The organism is Lentzea tibetensis (assembly GCF_007845675.1).
GTDB lineage: Bacteria > Actinomycetota > Actinomycetes > Mycobacteriales > Pseudonocardiaceae > Lentzea > Lentzea tibetensis.
This window is the reverse complement of the sequence record NZ_VOBR01000026.1, coordinates 29,706-46,830: the sequence shown is the minus strand read 5'-3', so window position 1 is coordinate 46,830 and position 17,125 is coordinate 29,706. Positions and strand designations below refer to the sequence as shown.

General features: G+C 71.8%; 11 protein-coding genes. 10 read left to right on the top strand and 1 reads right to left on the bottom strand.

Features of this window, described 5'->3' with window-relative positions:
- Positions 1–21 precede the first annotated feature (21 nt).
- Genes FKR81_RS32285 through FKR81_RS32270 form a run of 4 tightly spaced genes read left to right on the top strand, consistent with a single transcriptional unit; the run spans position 22 to position 4,569 of the window.
- Positions 22–939 carry an ABC transporter ATP-binding protein gene (locus FKR81_RS32285; RefSeq protein ID WP_186763296.1) on the top strand — a complete coding sequence of 306 codons (918 nt, stop codon included), beginning with the start codon at positions 22–24 and terminating at the stop codon, positions 937–939.
- Entirely contained in the window at positions 939–1,745 is an 807-nt protein-coding gene (locus FKR81_RS32280) for an ABC transporter permease (protein ID WP_146357812.1), read from the top strand. Before FKR81_RS32285 ends, FKR81_RS32280 begins: the two co-directional genes overlap by 1 nt.
- 1 nt (position 1,746) lies before the next feature.
- Positions 1,747–2,586 (top strand): ABC transporter permease, encoded by an 840-nt coding sequence (locus FKR81_RS32275; protein WP_146357810.1) that lies wholly within the window; start codon positions 1,747–1,749, stop codon positions 2,584–2,586.
- A gap of 18 nt (positions 2,587–2,604) precedes the next feature.
- Positions 2,605–4,569 carry a TIGR03960 family B12-binding radical SAM protein gene (locus FKR81_RS32270; RefSeq protein WP_146357808.1) on the top strand — a complete coding sequence of 655 codons (1,965 nt, stop codon included), beginning with the start codon at positions 2,605–2,607 and terminating at the stop codon, positions 4,567–4,569.
- 39 nt (positions 4,570–4,608) lie between these two features.
- Here FKR81_RS32270 and FKR81_RS32265 read toward each other — a convergent pair whose 3' ends face one another.
- The gene (locus FKR81_RS32265) at positions 4,609–5,892 is read right to left on the bottom strand and encodes a S8 family peptidase (protein ID WP_235921881.1); all 1,284 of its coding nucleotides are present in this window, start codon (positions 5,890–5,892) and stop codon (positions 4,609–4,611) included.
- 359 nt (positions 5,893–6,251) lie between these two features.
- Here FKR81_RS32265 and FKR81_RS32260 point away from each other — a divergent pair, with 359 nt between their 5' ends.
- The 6 genes from FKR81_RS32260 to FKR81_RS32235 all read left to right on the top strand — a co-directional run bounded on the left by FKR81_RS32260 (position 6,252) and on the right by FKR81_RS32235 (position 17,060).
- Positions 6,252–7,028: a TIGR03936 family radical SAM-associated protein gene (locus FKR81_RS32260; RefSeq protein ID WP_146357804.1), complete on the top strand. Its 777-nt coding sequence runs from the start codon at positions 6,252–6,254 to the stop codon at positions 7,026–7,028.
- Positions 7,029–7,182: 154 nt separating this feature from the next.
- Positions 7,183–10,134 (top strand): translation initiation factor IF-2 N-terminal domain-containing protein, encoded by a 2,952-nt coding sequence (locus tag FKR81_RS32255; protein WP_146357802.1) that lies wholly within the window; start codon positions 7,183–7,185, stop codon positions 10,132–10,134.
- Positions 10,135–10,236: 102 nt separating this feature from the next.
- Positions 10,237–10,836, top strand: a complete 600-nt coding sequence (locus FKR81_RS32250) for an ATP-binding cassette domain-containing protein (protein ID WP_186763295.1) — start codon at positions 10,237–10,239, stop codon at positions 10,834–10,836.
- Positions 10,833–12,092 (top strand): ABC transporter substrate-binding protein, encoded by a 1,260-nt coding sequence (locus FKR81_RS32245; protein ID WP_186763294.1) that lies wholly within the window; start codon positions 10,833–10,835, stop codon positions 12,090–12,092. The genes FKR81_RS32250 and FKR81_RS32245 overlap by 4 nt, the downstream gene beginning before the upstream one ends.
- 676 nt (positions 12,093–12,768) lie before the next feature.
- Positions 12,769–14,850 (top strand): ABC transporter permease, encoded by a 2,082-nt coding sequence (locus tag FKR81_RS32240; protein ID WP_146357796.1) that lies wholly within the window; start codon positions 12,769–12,771, stop codon positions 14,848–14,850.
- Positions 14,847–17,060, top strand: a complete 2,214-nt coding sequence (locus tag FKR81_RS32235; RefSeq protein WP_146357794.1) for a tetratricopeptide repeat protein — start codon at positions 14,847–14,849, stop codon at positions 17,058–17,060. The genes FKR81_RS32240 and FKR81_RS32235 overlap by 4 nt, the downstream gene beginning before the upstream one ends.
- Positions 17,061–17,125: the final 65 nt, after the last annotated feature.

Sequence of the window (17,125 nt, the reverse complement as noted above, 5' to 3'; positions counted from 1 at the left end):
CCCGCGGTTAGTGTCGGGAACGTGACGACGCACCTGGTGGAGGCCAAGGCCCTGACCAAGCACTTCGGCGATTTCGAGGCCGTTCGCGGCATCGACGTCGACGTGCGCCGCGGGGAGGCTTTCGGCTTCCTCGGACCGAACGGTGCGGGCAAGTCGTCCACCATGCGCATGATCGCGTGCGTGTCCGGCCGCACCGGTGGCGCCCTCAGCGTGCTGGGCATGGATCCGGACCGCGACGGGCCGAAGATCAGGGCGCGGATCGGGGTCGTGCCGCAGCTCGACAACCTCGACACCGAGCTGACCGTGCGGCAGAACCTGCAGGTGTACGGGCGGTACTTCGGGCTTTCTCGCGCGCACGTGCGGGAGAAGGCGACCGAGCTGCTCGAGTTCGCGCAGCTCGTCGATCGGGCGAACGACGAGGTCGAACCGCTGTCCGGCGGCATGAAGCGCCGGCTCACGATCGCTCGCTCGCTGATCAACGACCCGGAGCTGCTGCTGCTCGACGAGCCGACGACCGGGCTCGATCCGCAGGCGCGGCACCTGCTGTGGGACCGGTTGTTCCGGCTGAAGCAGGACGGCGTCACGCTCATCATCACCACGCACTACATGGACGAGGCCGAGCAGCTGTGCGACCGGCTCGTCGTGATGGACGGCGGCCGCATCGCCGCCGAGGGCTCGCCGAAGGACCTGATCAACCGGTACTCGACGCGCGAGGTGCTGGAGCTGCGCTTCCAGCCGGGCGCGCAACCACCCGAGCTCGGCCAGTTCGCTGACCGCGTCGAGGTGCTGCCGGACCGGGTGCTGCTCTACACCGCGGACGGTGAGGCGGCGCTCAAGGCGGTCCACGCGCGCGGCATCAACCCGTTGTCGAGCCTGGTGCGCCGCAGCAGCCTGGAGGACGTGTTCCTCCGCCTCACCGGCCGGACGTTGGTGGACTGATGACGACCGCGCTCGTACCCACCGGCCGCGTCGTCGGCACGCTGCACGCCTCGTGGCTCACCGTCGAGAAGCACTGGGCCTGGTACCGCCGCAACTGGCGCGCGACGGTCATCTCCAGCTTCCTGCAGCCGGTGCTGTTCCTGGTCGCACTCGGTCTCGGTTTCGGTTCGCAGGTGCAGCCGAGCGAGATCACCGGTGGGGTGCGCTACATCGTGTTCCTCGCGCCCGCGCTGGTCGTCGTCACGGCGGTGCAGAGCGCCACGTTCGAGTCGACCTACGCGATCCTCTCGGCGTTCATCTGGCAGAAGACCTTCATCGGCATGGTGGCGACGCCGATCACGCCCGCCCAGGTCCTGTACGGCCAGCTGATCTGGATCGCGGGCAGGCTGTTCGCCGGCTGCGCGGTGTTCCTGGTCATCGCGAGCCTGCTGGGTGCCGTCAGCGGCCCCGGTGTGCTGCTCGCGCTGCCGTTCGCCACGCTCGCCGGAATGGCGTTCAGCGTCCCGATCGTCGCCTACGCCGCGACGCTCGACAAACCGGACAGCTTCAACACGATCTTCCGCTTCGTGCTGATGCCGATGACCCTGTTCACCGGCGCGTTCTTCCCGGTCAGCCAGCTGCCGGACTGGCTGGAGCCGCTCGCCTGGATCACGCCCGTGTGGCACGGCATCGAGCTCGCCCGCGGTGCGACCTTCGGGACGCTCGAGCTCCTGCCCGCGCTCGGCCACACCGCCTACCTGGTCGCGCTGGTCGCGGTCGGTGTCGTGCTCGCCAGGAAGACCTTCCGACGCAGGCTGGCGGTGTGACATGACGCAGACGATCGAGCGGACCGACGCCCCGCAGTCCAGCGGGCTGCTGTGGCGGGTGATCCCGCCGGGTCTCTACGCGGGCAGGGCGAGCGTGCTCGTCGAACGGGCCGCGCTGGTGAACCGCCGCGCGTGGTTCGTGTTGTTCTCCGGTGCCGTCGAGCCGCTGTTCTTCCTGCTCTCGCTCGGGCTCGGCTTCGGGCAGATGGTCAGCTCCGTGGCCGGCCCCGGTGGCGAGCCCATCAGCTACGCGGCGTTCGTCGCGCCCGCGCTGCTGGCCGCATCGGCGATGAACGGCGCCGTGTACGACGCGACGTTCAACGTGTTCTTCAAGTTCAAGTACGCCAAGCTCTACGACGCGATGCTGGCCACGCCGCTCGGGCCGATGGACATCGCGATCGGCGAGATCGCCTGGGCGCTGCTGCGCGGTGGCCTGTACGCGACCGGGTTCCTCGCCGTGATGCTCGGGATGGGGCTCATCGCCTCGCCGTGGGCGCTGCTCGCCTTACCCGTGGCGCTGCTGGTGGCGTTCGCCTTCGCGGCGGTCGGGATGGCGGCGACCACGTTCATGCGGTCGTGGCAGGACTTCGACCTGGTGCAGCTGGCGATCCTGCCGCTGTTCCTGTTCTCGACCACCTTCTACCCGCTGTCGGTGTACCCGTCCGCGATCCAGACCGTCGTCACCTGGACACCGCTCTACCACGCGATCGAGCTCATGCGCGGCCTCACCACGGGTGTCGTCGGCTGGGGCCTGCTCGGTCACCTCGCGTACTTCGCGGTCATGGCCGCGTTGGGGGTGGTCGTGGCCTCGCGGCGGCTGGGGAAATTGCTCTTGAGCTGAAGCCGTTACTCTGTCCGCGTGACTGTCGAGTCTGTTTTCCCCAGGTTGGAACCCCTGCTGCCGAGGGTGTCCAAGCCGGTGCAGTACGTCGGCGGGGAGCTCAACGCGACCCTCAAGGACTGGGACGAGACGACGGTCCGCTGGGCGTTGATGTACCCGGACGCGTACGAGGTCGGGCTGCCCAACCAGGGCGTCATGATCCTGTACGAGATCCTCAACGAGCTTCCGGACGTGCTCGCCGAGCGCACCTACGCGGTGTGGCCGGACCTCGAGCAGCTGATGCGGGAGCACGACGTCCCGCAGTTCACCGTGGACGGGCACCGGCCCGTCGGCGCGTTCGACCTGTTCGGCGTCAGCTTCTCGACCGAGCTCGGGTACACGAACATGCTCACCGCGCTGGACCTGGCGGGGATCCCGATCCACGCCGAGGACCGCACCGAGGACCACCCCATCGTGGTCGCGGGCGGGCACGCCGCGTTCAACCCCGAGCCGATCGCGCAGTTCGTCGACGCGGCCGTGCTGGGTGACGGCGAGGAAGCCGTTCTCGAGATCACCGAGATCGTGCGAACCTGGAAGCAGGAAGGCTGCCCCGGCGGGCGCGACGAGGTGCTCACGCGCCTCGCCGAGACCGGCGGCGTGTACATCCCGCGCTTCTACGACGTCGAGTACCTGCCGGACGGGCGCATCCAGCGCGTCGTGCCCAACCGCGAGCGGGTGCCGTACCGCGTCTTCAAGCGCACCACCATGGACCTCGACGCGTGGCCGTACCCGAAGCAGCCGCTGGTGCCGCTCGCGGAGAGCGTGCACGAGCGGATGAGCGTCGAGATCTTCCGCGGCTGCACGCGCGGCTGCCGGTTCTGCCAGGCGGGCATGATCACGCGACCCGTCCGCGAGCGGTCCATCGAGGGCATCGGCGCGATGGTCCAGAAGGGACTGGAGGCGACCGGGTTCGAGGAGGTCGGCCTGCTCAGCCTGAGCAGCGCGGACCACTCCGAGATCGCGCAGATCACCAAGGGCCTCGCGGACCGCTACGAGGGCACGAACACGGGCCTCAGCCTGCCGAGCACGCGCGTCGACGCGTTCAACGTGGACCTCGCGAACGAGTTGTCCCGCAACGGAAGGCGCTCCGGCCTGACGTTCGCGCCCGAGGGCGGCAGCGAGCGGATGCGGCGCGTCATCAACAAGATGGTGTCCGAAGAGGACCTCATCCGGACGGTCAGCGCGGCGTTCGCCAACGGCTGGCGCCAGGTGAAGCTGTACTTCATGTGCGGCCTGCCCACCGAGGAGGACGAGGACGTCCTGCAGATCGCGGAGATGGCGAAGAACGTCATCCGCGCGGGCAGGCAGGCCAGCGGCCGCAACGACGTCCGCTGCACGATCTCCATCGGCGGGTTCGTGCCGAAGCCGCACACGCCGTTCCAGTGGGCGGCGCAGTGCGACCCGGACACGGTCGACGACCGGCTGCGCAAGCTGCGCGAGGCCGTGAACTCGGACCGCAGCCTGGGCCGCAACATCGGCATGCGCTACCACGACGGCAAGCCGAGCCTCGTCGAAGGACTGCTCAGCCGCGGCGACCGCCGCATCGGTCACGTCATCGAGGCCGTGTGGCGCGACGGTGGCCGCTTCGACGGCTGGTCCGAGCACTTCTCCTACGAGCGTTGGACGGGTAAGGCCGCCGAGGTGCTCGAGCCGCTCGGCGTCGACCTCGCCTGGTTCACCACGCGTGAGCGCGAGGAGCTGGAGGTCCTCCCGTGGGACCACCTGGACTCCGGGCTCGACAAGGAGTGGCTGTGGGCGGACTGGCAGGACGCGCTCGACGAGCGTGAGCAGGACGACTGCCGCTGGACGCCGTGCTTCGACTGCGGTGTGTGCCCCGCGATGGGCACCGACATCGAGGTCGGGCCGACCGGCAAGAACCTGATCCCGATCACCCCGGTCGGCAAGGGCTCGCCGGTGCGCAACCCGGCTCTCACCAACACCTGAGGTTGTGAGTGCTTTCGGTCGCCACGGCGACCGAAAGCCCTACTTCGTGACCGCGGCCAGCGCGTCCACGAGGCCGTGCCCGTAGAAGCTGTTGTACTCGGAGTACCCGGTGCAGAACGCGTCCTGCACCCCGGTCCGGTTCAGGTCGTAGTCCGCGGGACACGCCAGCGTCTCGGCCTGCGCGTTCAGCATCCGGCCGACCGACGCCGCGTCCGCATCCGGGTGCGTGGACGCGATGAGCGCGGCGACACCCGAGGCGTGCGGAGCGGCCATGGACGTGCCGCACGAGTAGTCGTAGCCGGACGGCACGGTCGACAGCACGCAGCCGGGCTTCTCCCGCTGCTCCCCGCCGGGGGCGGTCACGTCGATCGAGCCGAGGCCGTACGAGCTGTAGCCCGCCTTCGTCGAGGACGCGGACACCGCGGACACGCCGACGACGTTCTTCAGCTGGGCGGGCAGGACGACGCACGACGGGTCGACGGCACGTGCGCGCACGTCGCCGTTGGTGGGGCTCGCCGCGTCGCGGCCGGGCCGGGACAGGTCGACGCCGTTGTTGCCCGCGGCGGCGACGTTCAGCACGTTGCGCGCGGTCGCGTAGTCCACGGCGCGCTTCACGGCCTGGTAGACGACGGACTGGCCGGGTTCACGCTGGCAGGTGAACAGCCACGGGTCGATGAAGTAGCTGTTGTTGGTGATCGTCATGCCGTTCGTGGCGGCCCACATGAAGCCGCACACGGCGTACTCGGGGTAGATGAAGCCGTCGCTGTCGACGACCTTGACCGACGCGATCCGGACGCCGGGGGCGACGCCGGTGACGCCGCGGCCGTCGTTGGCGGCCGCGATGGTGCCCGCGACGTGCGTGCCGTGCGCGGACGTCGTCGGCGACCAGGAGGCCACCGAGGTGTCCGGCTTGCCGGTCAGGCACCCGGCGGACAGCTCCGGCGCCAGCGCGCCGACGAGTTCGGGGTGCTGCGGGTCGACGCCGGAGTCGAGGACGCCCACCACGACCGACTTGCTGCCGACCGAGATCTTGTGCGCCTCGGGGGCGTTGATCAGGTCCATGTCCCACTGCTCGTCGGTGCGGTTCGCACCCGATCGGACACCGGACGCGGACAGCAGCTCCGTGTCGTCCTTCTTGCGCTTCTCGGCACGCCTCAGCGCGCCCTCGGCCTGCGCGCTGTAGGCCCGCTCGGGGCCGATCAGCTTCAGGAAGCTCGGGTCGGGCGACGTCGCCACGGCGACCGCGATCTCCGGGTAGTACACGGTCGTGGAACCGCACGCCGTGCCGATCTCCGCCTGCGCTGTCGCCTCTGCTGTGCCCACCGGGAACAGCACCAGGTAACGCAAGGTCGGCCCAGGCTGGATGCAGCTGGGCTGAGGGGCGGGTTCTGCGCCTGCCGGCAGCGACACTGCCAGGCAACCGGTCGCGAGCAGAGCGGCGGTTGCCGCTGCCGCCCGTGCGCGGCGGAGCAGAGGCACGGGGGACCTCCAGTTGGCCAGGCGTCCAGTCAGGCGGACGGTAGCCAGGTGCAACGATCTAGACAAGCCGAACGTCCTGATTCGGATCCACGGTACCGTCCTACCGGAGCAACAGCCTGCGCCGATGGGACTGCACACCCATCGGGTGATCAAGGAGAGTCACACTGAGTCGCCAGCAGCCCAACAACCCCTCTGCCGCAGCCGTGCAGAAGCTGCGCCTCCGCTACACCAAGCGGGGGAGGCTGAGGTTCACGTCGCACCGCGACATCGCTCGGACGTTCGAGCGCGCGTTGCGACGGGCTGGCGTGCCCATGGCGTACTCGCAGGGGTTCAGCCCTCACCCGAAGGTGTCGTGGGTGGGTGCCGCGCCGACCGGCGTGGCGAGCGAGGCGGAGTACGTCGAGGTCTCGGTGGTCGAGCAGGTCGATCCCGAGGCCCTGCGGACGGCGCTCGACGCGGCGTTGCCACCCGGCATCGACGTGATCGAGGTCGTGCAGGCCGCCGGTGGGAACCTCACCGAGCGGATCGACGCGAGTTCGTGGCGGGTCGAGCTGGACGGGGTGTCGCCGGAAGAACTGGCGGCGGCCGTGGAGCGGTTCATGGCCCTTGACCAGGTGTTGGTCGAGCGGCTGACCAAGGACGGCAAGCGCACGATCGACGTGCGGCCCGCTGTGGTGTCAGCGCACGTCGAGGCCCATTCGAGCGACGCCGGACACGATGAGCCCGGATTGTCACAACCGTGTGGGATACTCATGACGGTCGTACGGCAGGTAACGCCTACCGTCCGACCCGACGACGTACTCAACGCGCTTCGCGAAGTCGCCGACCTCGTGCCACCGGTTCCCGCCAAGGCGACCCGGCTGGCGCAGGGACGGCTCGACGACGCAGGCCGGCTGGTCGACCCGTTTGCCCAGGACAGAGGGTCCTTGGCGACGCAGGGCGCACCGGTGGCCGGGAAGCAGCAGGAGGAGCGGCGCTGAGCAGCGTCGTCGCGGGACCTGTCGAGATGTGGGCCGAGCCCGGCCACACCCGACGCGAGGCAAGGATTCCCGCCGCGAGCAGCGGCGGAGAGTGACACGAGAGGCCCCTGCGCGGCCGCGTCCTGATGGACGCGCCCGGGGGTGGAGGAGCTGCATGTCGAACAAGGACAAGCCCGCCGGCGGCGCCGGCGGGAATAGCGTGGTATCCGCACGCCCGGAGCTGGCAGATCTGCCATCGAAGCTGCGTGTGCACGCACTGGCCAAGCTGCTGGACGTCAGCAGCAAGGACGTCGTCGCCGCACTGGCCGACCTCGGTGAGGTCGTCAGGAGCGCTCAGTCGAGCGTGAGCCGCGACGTCGCGCTGAAGGTCGCGGAGACCCTGCTCGACTGGGACGAAATCGTCACCGGCGAGCTGACCGAGGACTACGAGGAGCCGACCGTCGCGCCCCGCGAGGCCGTCGCGCTCACGCCGCTCTTCGCCGCACCCTCCGCGGTCTTCCTGCCGCCGCAGCCGGTCGAGCGCCCCAAGGCGGCGCCGCCGCAGCCGGCGGTCGTCGTCGAGCAGGAGGACGACGAGGACCAGAGCGACGAGTCGGACACCGACGACGCGTCGGACGAGAGCGAGGGCCGTCGTCGTCGCCGTCGTGGCCGTCGTGGCCGTGGCCGCGGCAAGGGCGTCGGTGAAGACGGTTCGGCCGACGAGTCGGACGAGCAGGCCGAGGAGGCCGAGGCCGAGGCGGAGGCCGAGGAGGCCACCGACGACGACTCGGACAGCTCGAGCCGTCGCCGTCGCCGTCGTCGTCGCCGCAAGACCGGCGCGGACGACGAGACCCCGTCCGAGGACGACCCGCCGAACACGGTCGTGCACGTTCGTGAGTCCCGCGACGCGCGTGACGACAAGGCGGACTCCGAGGCCGCGCAGAGCGAGGTCCGCAGCATCCGCGGCTCGACCCGCCTCGAGGCCAAGCGCCAGCGCCGCAGGGACGGTCGCGAGGCCGGTCGCCGTCGCGCGCCGGTGCTCACCGAGGCCGAGTTCCTGGCCCGTCGCGAGGCCGTCGAGCGCACCATGGTCGTCCGCGAGCGCGGCGACCGCACCCAGATCGGCGTGCTCGAGGACGGCGTGCTCGTCGAGCACTTCGTGACCTCGTCGGGCAGCGGCTCGATCGTGGGCAACGTCTACCTCGGCCGCGTGCAGAACGTGCTGCCGAGCATGGAGGCCGCGTTCATCGACATCGGCCGCGGCCGCAACGCCGTGCTGTACGCCGGTGAGGTGGACTGGGACGCAGCCGGTCTCGAGGGCAAGTCCCGCAAGATCGAGCAGGCGCTGTCCAGCGGTGACAGCGTGCTCGTCCAGGTGACCAAGGACCCGGTCGGCCACAAGGGTGCCCGGCTCACCACGCAGATCAGCCTGCCCGGCCGCTTCCTCGTGTACGTGCCCGGCGGCGGCGCGACCGGCATCAGCCGCAAGCTGCCGGACGTCGAGCGCAAGCGCCTCAAGGACATCCTCAAGCGGGTCGTCCCCGAGGACGCCGGCGTGATCATCCGCACCGCCTCGGAGGGCATCTCCGAGGAGGAGCTCGGCCGCGACGTCACGCGTCTGCAGGCTCAGTGGAAGATCATCAAGGAGAAGTCCGACAGCACCTCCACCAAGGCGCCGACGCTGCTCTACGAAGAGCCGGACCTGCTGGTGAAGGTCGTCCGCGACCTGTTCACCGAGGACTTCGCGACGCTCGTCGTCCAGGGCGACGAGGCGTGGGAGACCATCGACGGCTACGTCCGCCACGTGGCGCCGGACCTGCAGGACCGCCTGCGCAAGCACGTCGGCAACAACGACGCGTTCGTGGAGTACCGCATCGACGAGCAGTTGATGAAGGCGCTCGACCGCAAGGTCTGGCTGCCGTCGGGTGGCTACCTGATCATCGACCGCACCGAGGCGATGACCGTCATCGACGTCAACACCGGCAAGTTCACCGGGTCGGGCGGCAACCTCGAGGAGACCGTCACCAGGAACAACCTGGAGTCGGCCGAGGAGATCGTCCGCCAGCTCCGGCTGCGCGACATCGGCGGCATCATCGTCATCGACTTCATCGACATGGTGCTCGAGTCGAACCGCGACCTCGTGCTGCGCCGCCTGACCGAGTGCCTCGGCCGGGACCGGACGCGTCACCAGGTCGCCGAGGTCACCTCGCTGGGCCTGGTGCAGATGACCCGCAAGCGGGTCGGCACCGGCCTGCTCGAGGCGTTCAGCTCCACCTGTGAGCACTGCCGCGGTCGTGGCGTGGTCGTGTCCACCGACCCGTCGCACGTGCAGAGCGGCGGTGGCCAGCCCCAGCAGCAGCAACAGCCGCAGCAGAGCGGCCGCAAGTCGCGTCGCAACAAGGGCGGCGACCAGGCCGCCGAGGCATCCGCGGCCGTGGTCGAGGCGCCGGTCCAGGAGGAGACTCCCGAGGTCGTCGCCGAGCCGCTGCCCGAGGACGCCGAGGCCGCGCTGCTCGCCGACCAGGAGCCCGCTGGCTCGCGGCGTGAGCGCCGTCGTCGCCGGTCGCGTCGCAGCGGGTCGGCCGAGGTCGACCTCGTGGTGAGCGAGGACCAGCCGCTCAACGGCCACGTGCCGCACGACGACGAGACCGCCGATGACGAGCCTGTTGCCGACGAGCCCGTCGCCGACGAGCCCGTCGCCGACGAGCCTGTCGCTGAGGACGCAGCTGAGGCCGACGAGCCGGTGGCCGAGGAGGCCGCTGAGGTCGAGGCCGCTGTTGAGCCCGTCGAGACCGTCGAGGCCGAAGAGGACTTCGCCGCGGACGAGCCGGTCGCCGAGAGCTCCGAGGAGCCCGAGGCCGAGCCGGTCGCCGTCGCGGAGACCGTCGTCGAACCCCTTGCTGAGCCGGTTGCCGAGGAGCCCGCTCCGAAGGCGAACACGCGGCGCCGCGCGGCACGTCGTTCCGCCGGTGCGCCGGTGAAGCACGAGGCGCCCACCACGGTCGCCGTCGTCGAGCCGCCGAAGCAGCCGGAGCCCCAGATGCCCGCACCGGTGGTCACCACCACCCGCAGGCGCCGCGTCGTGTCGCGGCCCGCGGGACCGCCGGTGGACGGCCAGGAGGGCTGACCAGGAGTCTGGGCAGGACAGAACGAGCCGGGCTGCGCCGATCGGGCGCAGCCCGGCTCGTTTCTTCCGAAACTGTCGGTGCCTGCCGTTACGGTGCTAGGCGTGATCGGTCTCGAGCTGCGCGAGCTGGCGCTGCCGGGCCTCACCGAACCGCTGACCGTGACCGTCGAGCTCGACGAGGTGGTCGCGGTAGTCCTGTCCGAACCTGTGGCGACGGCGCTGGCCGACGTCGTCACCGGCATCGCGGAACCGGACGGCGGTGAGGTGCGGGTCGACGGCGCACCCGTCGCCGTGCCGAGGGCGGGCGTGCCGTCGCGGGTCGCGCTGGTGCCGTCGGACGGCGGCCTGCTGCCGCACCTGACCGTGCGCGCGAACATCCTCTACGGCCGCTGCGTCGGCGAGGGCCTGCGCGTCGAGCAGCTGCGCGGCCAACTCCGTTCCGCGGCAACGCAGTTGAGCCTGCTCGACGTGCTCGACGCCTATCCGTACGAGCTCACGGCGGGCAGGCGGCTGCGGGTCGGCCTGGCCCGTGCGCTGCTCCGTGCGCCCGTCGCGGTGGTGCTGGAGGACCGGAGCGACCGTCCGTCGTGGGCGGCGCAGCTGCACCGCCGCGACCCGCTGGACGGCACGGCCGTGCTGGTGCTGGCCGACCGGCGCGACCGCGTGGCGGGCATCGCGGACAGCGTCGTGGAGGCCGGGTGATCGGACGCCGCCTGGTGCTCACCGCTCCGCTCGCGCTCGCCGCGTGCGGGGTGACGACGGGTGGCCCGGTGCGGGTCGCGGTGACGTGGAGCGGGTGGGAGCTGGGCCGGTTCCGCTTGGTGCTCAAGGCTTTCGAACGCGAGTACGGCGTGTCCACCGAGGTGGTCGGCCTCGGCGACGACATCTCAGCCGTGCTCGGTTCGCGGCGCGGCGGCGCGGTGGACGTGGTGATGCTGCCGCAGATCTGGGCGGTGCACGGCCTCGGTGACCGCCTGGCGCCGCTGGACAGGTTCGTCCCGCCGAGCCGCTTTCCGCTGGCGTGGCGCAACATCCTCACGCACGAGGGAGCGGTGCGCGGCATCCCGTTCAAGGTCGCGCACAAGTCCGTTGTCTGGTACCGGAAAGACCTCTTCGAACGGCGCGGCGAACAGCCGCCGCGCACGTGGTCGGACTGGATCGGCCTCAACCGCAGGCTCGCGGACAGCGGCACCGCACCGCTCGCGCTGGCGGGCGCGGACGGCTGGGTGCTGTCGGACTTCTTCGAGAACGTCCTGTACGGCTTGGACCAGGACACGTACTTGTCCTTGGCGGACAAGACGGAGAACGCCTGGCGTTCCTCCCAAGTGGTCGACGCGTTCCGCGAGGTGGGCCGCATGTGGTCGCCGCAGGGAGCCCTGTCCGGCGAGGCGGGAGGCGCGCTGCTCACCCAGGCGGAGAGCGCCGTGGTCGACCACTTCCTCACCGGCCGCGCGGCCATGGTCGCGGGCGCGGACTTCACCTACCCGGTCATCCAGCGCCACCGCGGCGCCGACCTGACCGGCCGCTGGCTGGACTGGTTCCGCTTCCCGGCCCCGAACAACCGCACCCGCTCCCCGAAGGTCGGCGGCGATGTCGTGGTCGTGCCCGCCCCGGCCAGCGACGGCGCACTCGCACTGGCCGAGTGGCTGGCCACCGCCGAGGCGCAGCGGATCTGGGCGAGCCAGGGCGGCCTGCTGTCCGTGCACACCGAGATCAGCCGCACCGGCAACACCTACCCGACGACCCGCATCGCGGACCTCGCCCGCGAGGTGACGGCCGAACCGATCGGCAGGCTCGTGTTCGACCTGGCCGACCAGCTCGGCCCCGTCGGGGTCGGTCTGCGCCGGGTGCTCCAGGACTTCCTGCGCGCCGTCGGAGGCAACGAGTCGCGCGTGGAGGCCGAAGCGGCCGCCGCTGCGGCTCGGATGGAGCGTCTCGCCGCGCGGAGCGGCTCGTGAGCGGCCGGGAGGTCCGCGTTCCTGTGGGCGGTGGGTGGCACCGGGTCGCGCGTGGTGGCCGCTGTGGTGGCTCGGTTGGGGCGTATCGCCGCGCAGAGCGGCTCGTGAGCGAGCTGGAGGTCGGTGTCGGCGCTGCAGGACTTCCTGTGGGCGGTCGGTGGCACCGGGTCGCGTGTGGTGGCCGAAGCGGCTGCTGCGGCGGCTCGGATGGAGTGTCTCGCCGCGCGGAGCGGCTCGTGAGCCGGGAGGTCTGCGTGGGCCTTGCGGGTCTTCCTAGCGGGCCGTCGGCGGCAACGAGTCCCACGTGGAGGCTGCGGCGGCCCGGAACGGGCGTCTTGCCCCGCGGGGCGGTCCGTGAGTGGCCGGGAAGTCGGCGCGGGTCTTGCGGGTCTTCCTGTGGGCGGTGGGTCCCGCGTGGAGGCCGCGGCGGCTCGGATGGAGCGTCTCGCCGCGCGGAGCGGCTCGTGAGCGACCCCGAGGCCCGCGTGGGCAGGCTGCCGGGCGGCTGGCGCCTGTCCTGTCGGCTCGCGGCCTCTTGGGCGGTCGTGAGCGGCTGTGCGGGCGGTGTGGGCCGCGCCGGTTCGTCAGTCGTGGTGGCGCCCAGCGATCGTGGGACCGGGCGTGGCCTGGTGGCGCGCGGAAGCAGGCCGATCGACCTCTCGCTCAGGAGCGGCCCGTGAGCGAACTGGAGCTGGAGGTCGCGACCCGAGAGCTGAACGGCCCCGTCGTCACCGGCCGCCCCCGCAGGGCGACGGTGGGCTGGTTGCTGGGCCTACCCGGTCTCCTGCTGGTGGGCGCGGTGCTAGCCGCACCGGTCGTCTACACGATCGTCATCAGCACCGGCCACTACGGCACGCTCCTGTCCGATCCGGGCACGTGGGTGGCCGTCCGCAACAGCCTCCTGTGGGTACTGGTGGCACTGGGCGTGTGCGTGCTGGGCTTCGGCCTGGCGGTGCTGAGCCGCCGGGTCCGCTGGGGCGCGAGCGTCCTGCTGCTGGTCCTGGTGGCGCCGATGGCGGTGTCGGCGCTGGTCACCGGCGTGGCGTTCCGGCAGATGTACGACCCGTCCCCGCACCGGGGCGTGGTGTCGGCACTCGTGACCACGCTGCACAACGCCGTCGAAGGCGAAGCGCCTGCGGCCGGCGCGCGGCCGGACGCCAAGGTCAGCGGTGCCCGTCAGCTGATCAGGCAACCGGCTGCCGACGGCCTGCAGACCAGCGGCACGTTCGAGCAGGGTGCTGTGGTGGAGCTGGAGGTCGTGGGCGTCACGGTGCCCGGCAACGGGATCGGCCCGACGGTCACCGGCAGGCCCGGCGAGATCACCGGTCGCGTGGTCACGGACCGGCAGCGCGTGCTGGCGGGCGTACCGGTGAGCGCGTGGAGCTTCGGTGAGCAGAAGGGCGTCGGGATCACCGGCGCGGACGGCGTGTTCCGCATCGGCGTCGGCGAGTCGGACGCCGGCTACCACCTGGTGCTGCCCGAGGAGGCGATCCGGCCGCACTTCACGCCGCCGGACTGGCTGGGGCCGGACTGGATCGGGCTGTGCCTGGCGTCGGCGTTCGTGTGGGCGTGGGTCGGGTTCGCGGCGGCGTTGTTCCGCGCGGGACTGGACGCGGTGCCGCCCGGACTGCTGCGGATGGCGCGCACCGAAGGCGTCGGGCGGTGGCGGCAACTGCGCACGGTCGTGCTGCCGTTGCTGCGGCCGGTGACGGCCGTGGTGCTGCTGACGGTGGTGGTCGCGGCGGTCCGGCTGTTCGACCTCGTGCTCGTGATGGTGCCGGGCTCGATCCAGGCCGACGCGGACGTGGTCGCGGTCAACTGGTGGCGCGAGCGGCCGTTCCGCGACGAGGGGGAGTCGGCTGCGCTGGCGGTCGTGCTGTTCGCGGTCGTCGCCGTGGTGGCGTTGTTCGGGGTGCGCGGGCTGCGGCACCCGTGGCCGGGGCAGGCGACACCGAGAAGCGCACCGCGGCCGCGCAGGCGGTGGGGCACGTTCCTCGCCGCGATCGTGGCGCTGCTGTGGGCGTTCCCGTTGCTGGCGCTGGTCGTGACGTCCACGAAGGACCCGCAGGCGGCCGCGGTGGGCGAGTGGCCCGCGCCCGGCATCGCGTCGTACGCGGAGGTGCTCGGCAACGGGCTGGCGACGGCGTTCGGGTCGACGGCGCTGATCGCGGTCACGGCCACCGCGCTCGTGCTGCTCGTCGCCGTGCCCGCCGCGTACCAGCTGGCGTGGGGCGACGTGCCGCCGCGCGTGGTCAAGGCGCTGGTCGTGCTGCTCACGTTGCTGGCGGTCGCGCCGGTGCAGCTGTACGCGGAGCCGTTGAACGCGGTGTTCGGTGAGCTGGGGCTGGCGAACTCGCGGGCGCCGCTGATCCTCGTGCACGCCGCCGCGGGCGTGCCGTTCGCGGTGCTGCTGCTGCGCGCTGCGTTCGCGGCCGCGCCGCCGCACCTGGTGGCGGGCGCGCGGCTCGGTGAGGTCGGGCGGCGGGCGGTGTTCGAGCACGTCGTGCGGTACGCGGCGCCCGCGTTGATCGCGGTGGCGGTGCTGGAGTTCGTCCAGGTGTGGAACGACTTCGTGGTCGGGCTGCTGGTCAACGGCGCGACGCCGCTGCAGGTCGTGCTGTGGGGTCAGGCGCGGCAGTTCGCGACGGCGATCGGGCCGGTCGCGGCGGGCGCGGTGATGTCTGCGGTCGTGCCGCTGGTGCTGCTGCTGGTCACCTGGAAGCACGTGGTGCGCGGGCTGACCGGAGGTGGGCGGTGAGGCGCTGGTCCGGCAAGATCGACATGCGCAAGGTGCTCGCCACCCTGCTGTTCGCGACGCTCGTGCAGATGATCAGCGACGTGGTGTCGGAGAACGTGCTCAGCGCCGGCGTGCGCAGGGCGATCTCGATCCCGATGCTCGTCGTGATCTCCGGCTGCGTCGTCGCGCTGCTCGTGCTGGCGCTGCGGCGCGCGCACCAGGGCGAGCCGGTCACGACCGCCGTCGACACCCCGCTGCCGCAGCTGCGCTGGGACCCCGCGCCGAGCACGCTGTTCGGCCGGGACGACGAGGTGCGCGAGGCTGTCGAACGAGCGGCCGCGCACGGGGTCGTGGCGATCGTCGGGCAGGCGGACATCGGCACGTCCGCCATCGGGGCGGAGGTCGTGCGGCGGTTGCCGGTGGACGAGCACTACCGGCTCGACATGCGCAGCCGGTCGTCCGAACGCCCCGAAGAGGTCAGGGTCGTGGCGAGCAGGCTGCTCGGCTCGTTCGGGCTGGACGTGCCGGCGCGTGACGACGAGGCCTCGCTCAAGGACGCCGCGCACCGCCTCTACGACCACCTGGCCGGGCGGCGCACGGTGCTGTTCCTCGACGAGGTGTCGCTGCCGGAGCAGGTGGGGTGGCTGCTGGTCGGCGGCAGGGACACGACCGTCGTCATCGCGGGCGAGCAGGCCGTCGCGGAGGCCGTGCGGACCGACGAGGCCGTCCACGTGTCGCCGTTGTCCACTGAGGACGGCGCGCGCATGTTGCTCGCCGAACTGGGCCGGGAACCCGTTGACGACAACGAGAAGCGCATGATCCACCGGCTCGCGGCGGCGTGCCTCGGCCGGCCGAGGGCGATCCGCGACGTCGCGATCCAGCTCAAGGGCGACTGGACGGTCGCAGAGCTCGCGGCAGCCATCGAGTCCACCGAGGACACTCCTGGGCACGTGTTCCGGGTGCGCGTCGCGGTGCTCGCCAAGATCAGGGAAACCCTGTCGCCGCACGCGATCCGGCTCATGGACGCGCTCGCGTCGCTGCCGGTCACCGAACTGCCGCCCGCCGCGGTGGCGACGCTCGCGCCGTCCGGTGACGCGGCGCTGCGCGAGCTGGTCGACCGCGACCTCGTCCGGTACGTGCCACCCGGCCGCTACCGGATGCCGCTGGAGGTGCGCTGGGCGATCAGGCAGAGCGTGCGCGCGGGGTCGGTGCGCGGCCGTCCGCTGGCCCGGCTCGCGCGGTACTACGCGGACCTCGCAGAGGCCCGCGCGCTGGAGCTGACCGCGCCGGACACAGTCGCGCGAGCGAGCCAGTGGTTCCAGGCCGAGGAGGCGCTGCTGCTGGAGCTGGTCCGCCACCCGGCGCCGTTCCCCGACGTGTGCCGCATCGCCGACGCGCTGGACGGCTGGCACGGCCGCGAGCAGCGCACGGCCGACCTGCTGGCGGTCGCGGACGCACTCGCCGCGGCCGCAGAACGGGAGAACGACGCCGGTGTCCGCGCGCTGGCCGCGGTGCGCCGCTCGACCGCGCTGCGCATGGCGGGGCGCGCCGACGCGGCGACCGCCGGACTGGCCGAGGCGGACGCGAAGAAGGTGCCCGCGGTGGCGGCACGTGCGCAGCTCGCATGGGCGTTGCTGCACCTGGAACGGTCCGATCCGGACTCGTTGCAGACCGCCGAGCGCACGCTGCGCCGGTCGCTCGAACTGCTGCCGCACGGCGACCTCGCCGGCCAGGCGTGCGTGCGGATCAACCTCGGCGTCGTCCGGCTGCGGCAGCACCAGCCGGTGAAGGCGGCCGAGCACCTGGCGCGGGCGGCGGAGCTCGCCACCGACGCGGGCGACTGGGCGGGCCGCGCGCACGCCGTGGAACTGCTCGGCGTCGCGAGCTGGCGGCGCGGCAGGTACCCCGAAGCGGTGAACCGGTGGAAGCAGGCGCTCGGGCTCTACCGGGAGCTCGGCGAGGACGTCGGCGCGGCCCGCTGCCTGGCCCATCTGGGCTCCGCGGCGCTCTCCGGAGGGGAGGTGGCGGGGCTGGTGAGGGACGACACACCCCGCGCGCTGGACTGGGCGGAAGCGGCGGCTGTCGCACAGCCCTTGCTGCTGGAAAGCTTGTGGCTGCGGGCGGGCCAGCCCGCCGACGCCCCCGGCACGACCTTGGTGAAGGGGTATCTGGCGGAGGCCGCGCGCCGCGGCGGGCACCCCGGTTTGACCTCGTTCCGGCCCGCCCCGTAACCTATTGCGTGGCCCGTCATCCGGCGGGTCCTGTCGTGTGCCCCCTCAGCTGCCTTCGGTAGAAG

Excerpts from the sequence above, each read along its gene's own strand:
- FKR81_RS32280 (WP_146357812.1), top strand. The coding sequence starts at position 939 with ATGACGACCGCGCTCGTACCCACCGGCCGCGTCGTCGGCACGCTGCAC.
- FKR81_RS32275 (WP_146357810.1), top strand. The coding sequence starts at position 1,747 with ATGACGCAGACGATCGAGCGGACCGACGCCCCGCAGTCCAGCGGGCTG.
- FKR81_RS32255 (WP_146357802.1), top strand. The coding sequence starts at position 7,183 with ATGTCGAACAAGGACAAGCCCGCCGGCGGCGCCGGCGGGAATAGCGTG.